8 protein-coding genes and 1 pseudogene are annotated in these 5,796 nt (G+C 35.8%); 2 read left to right on the top strand and 7 right to left on the bottom strand.

The window, feature by feature from the left end; translation table 11 throughout:
- The 4 genes and pseudogenes from prfB to ABWO41_RS14570 all read right to left on the bottom strand — a co-directional run.
- Window positions 1–179, bottom strand: a pseudogene (gene prfB / locus ABWO41_RS14585) (peptide chain release factor 2); the annotation flags it as partial.
- Window positions 180–286: 107 nt separating this feature from the next.
- Entirely contained in the window at window positions 287–622 is a 336-nt protein-coding gene (gene ytxJ / locus ABWO41_RS14580; RefSeq protein WP_353139579.1) for a bacillithiol system redox-active protein YtxJ, read from the bottom strand.
- A 244-nt stretch (window positions 623–866) separates the two neighbouring features.
- Entirely contained in the window at window positions 867–1,358 is a 492-nt protein-coding gene (gene ribH, locus ABWO41_RS14575; RefSeq protein ID WP_353139576.1) for a 6,7-dimethyl-8-ribityllumazine synthase, read from the bottom strand.
- A gap of 65 nt (window positions 1,359–1,423) precedes the next feature.
- Complete coding sequence (locus ABWO41_RS14570) at window positions 1,424–2,110, bottom strand: tetratricopeptide repeat protein (RefSeq protein WP_353139573.1); 687 nt, start codon at window positions 2,108–2,110, stop codon at window positions 1,424–1,426.
- A 214-nt stretch (window positions 2,111–2,324) separates the two neighbouring features.
- Between ABWO41_RS14570 and recF the strand changes: the two genes are divergently transcribed.
- Together recF and ABWO41_RS14560 are read left to right on the top strand one after the other, a co-directional pair.
- A complete protein-coding gene (gene recF / locus ABWO41_RS14565; protein WP_353139570.1) occupies window positions 2,325–3,434 on the top strand; it encodes a DNA replication/repair protein RecF in 1,110 nt (369 codons plus the stop codon).
- On the top strand, window positions 3,421–3,711 hold the full coding sequence (locus ABWO41_RS14560) for a DciA family protein (RefSeq protein ID WP_353139567.1): 291 nt from the start codon (window positions 3,421–3,423) through the stop codon (window positions 3,709–3,711). The genes recF and ABWO41_RS14560 overlap by 14 nt, the downstream gene beginning before the upstream one ends.
- On the opposite strand, the gene ABWO41_RS14555 is transcribed toward ABWO41_RS14560, so the two are convergent.
- The 3 genes from ABWO41_RS14555 to ABWO41_RS14545 all read right to left on the bottom strand — a co-directional run bounded on the left by ABWO41_RS14555 (window position 3,697) and on the right by ABWO41_RS14545 (window position 5,682).
- On the bottom strand, window positions 3,697–3,894 hold the full coding sequence (locus tag ABWO41_RS14555; protein WP_353139564.1) for a hypothetical protein: 198 nt from the start codon (window positions 3,892–3,894) through the stop codon (window positions 3,697–3,699). The genes ABWO41_RS14560 and ABWO41_RS14555 overlap by 15 nt on opposite strands.
- Before the next feature lie 235 nt (window positions 3,895–4,129).
- Window positions 4,130–4,720, bottom strand: coding sequence for a 50S ribosomal protein L25/general stress protein Ctc (locus ABWO41_RS14550; RefSeq protein ID WP_353139561.1), 591 nt, complete (start codon window positions 4,718–4,720; stop codon window positions 4,130–4,132).
- A 20-nt stretch (window positions 4,721–4,740) separates the two neighbouring features.
- Complete coding sequence (locus ABWO41_RS14545; protein WP_353139558.1) at window positions 4,741–5,682, bottom strand: ribose-phosphate pyrophosphokinase; 942 nt, start codon at window positions 5,680–5,682, stop codon at window positions 4,741–4,743.
- Window positions 5,683–5,796: the final 114 nt, after the last annotated feature.

Raw genomic sequence — 5,796 nt, 5'->3', positions numbered from 1 at the left:
TCTTTTTAACCTTAATGGTATGAAGTATTTTTTCGGCTTCTTTGGGATTATCCCAAAAGGTAGGTTCTAAAGTCATCGCTTCTTCGCGATGAAGTTCAATTAATTTAGCATCAATGTCAAAGATGCCTCCTCAGAGACGTTACCCTGTCTCTTAAATCCTGTAGTTGTTCTTTAGTCATGTTTTGTTGTAAGTATTTAGATATGGATGAGACCGTTAGGGCAAACAAACTTGTTAATACCCAACCAGATCTTCATTAGTCGCAGGTATCCATTTCAATAATTGACACTAAGCCTCATTTAATTCGGCTATTGCTTCTTCAATCGAAATGTCTCCGTGAGATTGGTCCAGCACACATTCCCCATTTTTTATAGCCAGTAATTGCGGAGATTCATGATGGACATGAAAGGTATCGGCGATAAGATTAGATATATTCCTATAGCTTAATAAATCCAGAAAATAACAATCTACTTCATCTGTAAGCAAATCTTCATCTAATTCAACACGCTTCTTTGCCATTAAGCTGATAGAACATCTGGTACTATGCTTAAAAATAATTGAATTTCCAGTTTTGGCTTTTATTTCCTGTATCTGAGACTCTTCGGTTAAATTAATCCAGTTCATAGGCTTCTATTTTCACAATGATAGCGCAAAGTCCTCAAAAAAATTCGAGAAAATCAAAATATAATATCGTATTCTTATCTTCTTCCTCTGGCCTCTGGATAAGAATTATAAGCTGGACACAGCTTAGAAGAGGAGCAAGATTGCAAAACAGACAATGTTGCTATAGAAAGTAAGGTTATAAAAATAAATTTTCTCATGTTTATTTTTTTTAAAAGTAACAATATTACACGTAATAGTTATAATATTATTTCAATTTCGATGCCATATCTGCCATTTTTATTGCGGTAATTGCAGCTTCATCTCCTTTATTACCATGTTTGCCACCCGCTCTATCTAATGCTTGTTCCTGATTATCGGTAGTTAAAACACCAAATATAACAGGTTTGGTATGTTTAATGCCTACATTTGCCAGACCATTACCTACGGCATCGCAGATAAAATCAAAATGACGGGTTTCTCCCTGTATTACACATCCAAGACAAATAACAGCATCAAGCATCTTATTTGTTAGTAAAATATCTGCCGCGGCTATCAGCTCGTAACTTCCGGCAACTTCAACAGAAACAATATGTTCTTCTTTAGCTCCATACTTTAATAAAGAATCATATGCCCCCGAATATAATTTACCGGTTACCTCCGCGTTCCATGCAGCTACTACAATACCGAATTTAAATGGTTCGGCAGAAGGGACTGTTGTATGAGAAAAATCCGATAGGTTTTTTAAATGACTTGCCATGTTATTATTGTAAAAAAGGTTAACTAATATATAGTTAACCTTTTATTTATCGATGTTTTTTAAACTTATTTACTTTCCTGCTTGCCCTCTGCTCTAGCAATATACATATCTATATTAGAAGCAACCTGGCTTTGAGGGTATTCGCTTTTAATTTTGTTATAAGCGTCTAATGCAGATTTGAAATCCTTTTGCTCTTCGTAAACCAAGCCTAATTTCTTAAGATAAATAGGCGCAGCAAATTCATTATTACCTTTAGATACAGCCTTTTTATAGTAATTAATAGCATCATCATATTGCTTCAATTCTGTATAAGCATCTCCGGCACTACCCAAAGCTAAAGGGGCAATAACCGCATCAGATCCGCTATAGTTAACTAAATTGTCTGCTGCTTTTTGGTATTCGCCTTTATTTAAGTAAGCAATACCTAAATAATAATATGCTAAGTTTGCAGATTTTGTATTTGCATAATCAGCAATGATTTTCTCAAATCCAGGAAAGTTTCCATCACCTTTAATGGCTTTATCCCATTCTTTAGCTTCCCAATATTGCTGCGCTTTGTACATCTGATCTACAGCTTCTCCTTCTCTTGGCGCTAAATAAAATTTCTGATAAGCAAAGAATAACAAAATCAAACCAACGATAGTTCCACCTATCACTAATAAGCTCTTACGGTTTTCTTGAATAAAATTTCCTGTACGGCCTAAATTTGGCGTTCCTACCTGTGTTGTTTGCTCAGTTTGAGTATTCGACATTTCACTATTATTAAGGATTGCAAAAATAGTGTTTTACTTAAAAACAACAACCTTTTTGCAATTAATTTATTGTAATATAACAGAATATAGCTTTATCAGCTACAGTCTGTTTTTCTGATAAAGATTATTTCGACTCCTAAATTACTAAAAAGCTTTGAAAGAATAATCTTTAGAACCTAACAAAGCTCGTTTTATCTTCTTAAATTTGCACAAGATGTACCTTAAGCATATCTCTTTAATCAATTTCAAAAATTACGACGAAGCAGAACTTTCATTTTCTGAAGGTGCGAATGCCTTTTCGGGTGATAATGGTGCTGGTAAAACCAATTTACTGGATGCTATCCATTATCTCGCCTTATGCAAAAGCTACTTCAATCCTATTGACAGCCAACAGATCAAACAAGAGAAAGACCTCTTCATGATTCAGGGTATCTTCGATAAGAACGGAAATGAAGAAACAGTAGCCTGCGGAGTTAAACGTAATCAGAAAAAGCAATTCAAGAGAAATAAAAAAGAGTATCAGCGGCTTGCAGATCATATTGGCTTATTTCCTCTGGTAATGATTTCGCCGAATGATATTGCACTCATTCTGGAAGGTAGCGAAGAACGGAGGAAATTTATAGATAATGTTATTTCCCAAACAGATTCCCGATACTTAGACGAACTTATTGTTTACAACAAAAACCTGCTTAACAGAAACAGTTTATTAAAGAAAATTGCCGAAACGGGCAAGTATGACCCTTATCTGTTGGAAATATTTGACGAACAACTGGTTTCTTCGGGTAAAATTATCTTCGAAAAGCGTACTGCATTTATGGAGAGGTTTGCACCTATTTTTAATCAGCACTATTCTTACCTTACCGATGATGCCGAATTGGTAGAACTGGTTTATGATTCGCCTTTGCAAAAAGGGAATTTTGCCGAATTGCTGCAACAGGCAATAGAAAAAGACAGGATTTTACAACGAACAACTACAGGTATCCATAAAGATGAACTGATATTTAGCGTACACAGGATGCCCCTAAAGAAATTCGGTTCGCAAGGTCAGCAGAAATCTTTTTTAATTGCCCTGAAACTGGCAAAATACAGCTTCCTTTACCAGGAGAAAGGTTTTAAACCTTTGCTGCTGCTAGACGACATCTTTGATAAACTGGACGATAAGCGGATTACTAAATTAATGAAAATGGTCTCTGAGGAGGATTTCGGTCAGATTTTCATTACCGACACCAATTCCGCCAGATTAAAAGATGTTTTCAGGAATATAGATGTAGATCTCAATTTATTCAACATCAAAGAGCAACAAGTCCATCATGAGCAGAACTAACGACAAAACGCTGAAAGAAGCTTTAGAGCAAATGCTAAAAGCCTATAAGCTGAAGCATAAATATGACGAAACGTATGCAGTTACTTCATGGGAAGAGGTAGTAGGCAAAGCTGTTGCTAACAGAACCAAGGAGATCTATATTTCTAATAAAAAACTATTTATAAGAATAGAATCGTCTGTGGTTAAGGATCAGCTGGTAATGATGAGATCCCAGATTATTCAAAGCTTAAATGAAAAAGCAGGAACAGTTGTTGTCGAAGAACTAGTCTTTTTGTGATATCTTTTTCTCGTTCCTTCTCGCAACAATAAAATAAATTAAAGTTGTAATACAGCCGGTAAAGAAAACTCTGGCGATAAAAACAGCATTAAGCTCTTCCTGTTTAACAAAATATCCATACAGCGCAACTGCAATGGATATGATGATGAAGAAAATTATAAATCTGGCATTCCAAATACGCATACCCTGAAATTAAAAGTAGGAAGCTAAAAGTAAAAAATACATCTAATCTATACAAAGAAAAACCTGCCAAGAGAATTAAAGCACTTGTTCCAATGCCTAATCAATAAAAAAACTCAGCAAACAAGGTGGTTAAAGTCTCTGTCAACGAAAATAGCGGTTAATTATAACAGTAGATTTACCATAAAAAAAGGCAGGCTTCTTATCAAAACCTGCCTTTTTTTGTAAGATGTTAAGATTATTTTTTCTTAGCGTCTTTTGCAGCTTGTTGCTCTGCTTGTTTCAATGCTCTAGACATGATTACAGAAACGATAGTATCTTCACCTACGTTTGTAATAGCAAAGTTTTCTGGTTTCAAATCACGTACGCGAGTTGATTTACCTACTTCTAATGGCTCTAAAGATACTTCTACATATTGAGGCATATCTTTAGGTAAAGCATTCACTCTTAACTTACGTAATTTTTGAACTAATTTACCACCCACTTTAACACCTGGAGAAGTACCGGTTAATTTCACAGGTATTTCCATCGTGATTTTCTTGTCATCAAATAATTGCAAGAAATCTACGTGTAAGATTTTCTCTGTTAATGGATGAAATTGAATATCTTTTAAGATAGCCTGAGTTTTTTTACCTCCAACTTCCAGTTCAGCAAAATGCACATCTGGAGAATATACAAGATCTCTTAATGATGGAGCATCTACTGCGAAGTGAATTTGCTCTGTTCCACCATATAAAACCGCAGGAACTCTACCTTCGTAACGAAGTTCCTTTGCGTCGCGTTTCCCTACGTTCTCTCTTGGAGAACCGCTAATAGCGATAGTTTTCATTTTTGTTATTTATTATTTAATTAAACTTTAAAAAGTGCACTTATAGAACTGTGTTGATTTACGCTTGTAATTGCTTTTGCAAAAAGCTCGGCAGTAGACAACACTTTAATTTTATCACTTTGGATTCTCGGAGCTATCGTATCGGTAACAATCAGTTCTGTTAAAGCCGAGTTTTCAATTGTCTCGTAAGCTTTACCAGAAAGTACAGCATGTGTACAAACTGCTCTTACGCTTCTCGCTCCTTTTTCCATAATCAATCCTGCCGCTTTAGATAAAGTACCTGCAGTATCACATATATCATCAATTAATACAATATCTTCATCGGTTACATCACCAATAATAGACATTGCTTCAATCTCATTTGCTCTCTTTCTTCTTTTATCACAAATAACCACTTCTGCGTTAAAGAACTTTGCAAAAGTTCTTGCTCTGTAAGAGCCGCCCATATCCGGCGACGCAATAGTCAGGTTTTGTAAATTCAAACTTTTGATATAAGGGACGAAGATGACAGATGCATCTAAATGGTCTACCGGAATATCAAAGAAGCCCTGAATCTGGGCCGCATGCAAATCCATCGTCATTACACGATTTGCACCTGCTGCTGTTAAAAGATTAGCAACCAATTTCGACCCAATGGCAACCCTTGGTCTATCTTTCCTGTCTTGTCTGGCATAGCCAAAGTAAGGAATTACCACATTTACCGTATTAGCCGATGCTCTTTTTGCCGCATCAATCATCATCAACAATTCAAAGATATTGTCGTTTGGCTGCGATGTAGATTGAATAAGATAAACGTCACATCCTCTAACTGATTCATTAAAGCCAGGTTGAATTTCTCCGTCTGAAAAGCGGGATAAGGTAACTTCTCCTAACGCGTTGCCATAAAAACTTGCAATTTTTTGTGCAAGCTCTCTGGTTGATGAGCCAGCGAAAAGTTTTACCGGATTAAATTGTGAAGCCATTACTCTTCGAGTGTATTTAAAAAAAATTCGGATTGTGAGTACCACAATCCGAGTTTTATATTTGTTGCCCGACCAGGATTCGAACCTAGACAAACAGAACCAAAATCTGTCGTA

Origin of the sequence: Pseudopedobacter sp. (assembly GCF_040392825.1) — a bacterium.
In the GTDB taxonomy this organism is placed as follows: Bacteria; Bacteroidota; Bacteroidia; order Sphingobacteriales; family Sphingobacteriaceae; genus Pseudopedobacter.
Note: the sequence above shows the minus strand (reverse complement) of the source record. Positions and strands in the feature narration are given on the sequence as shown.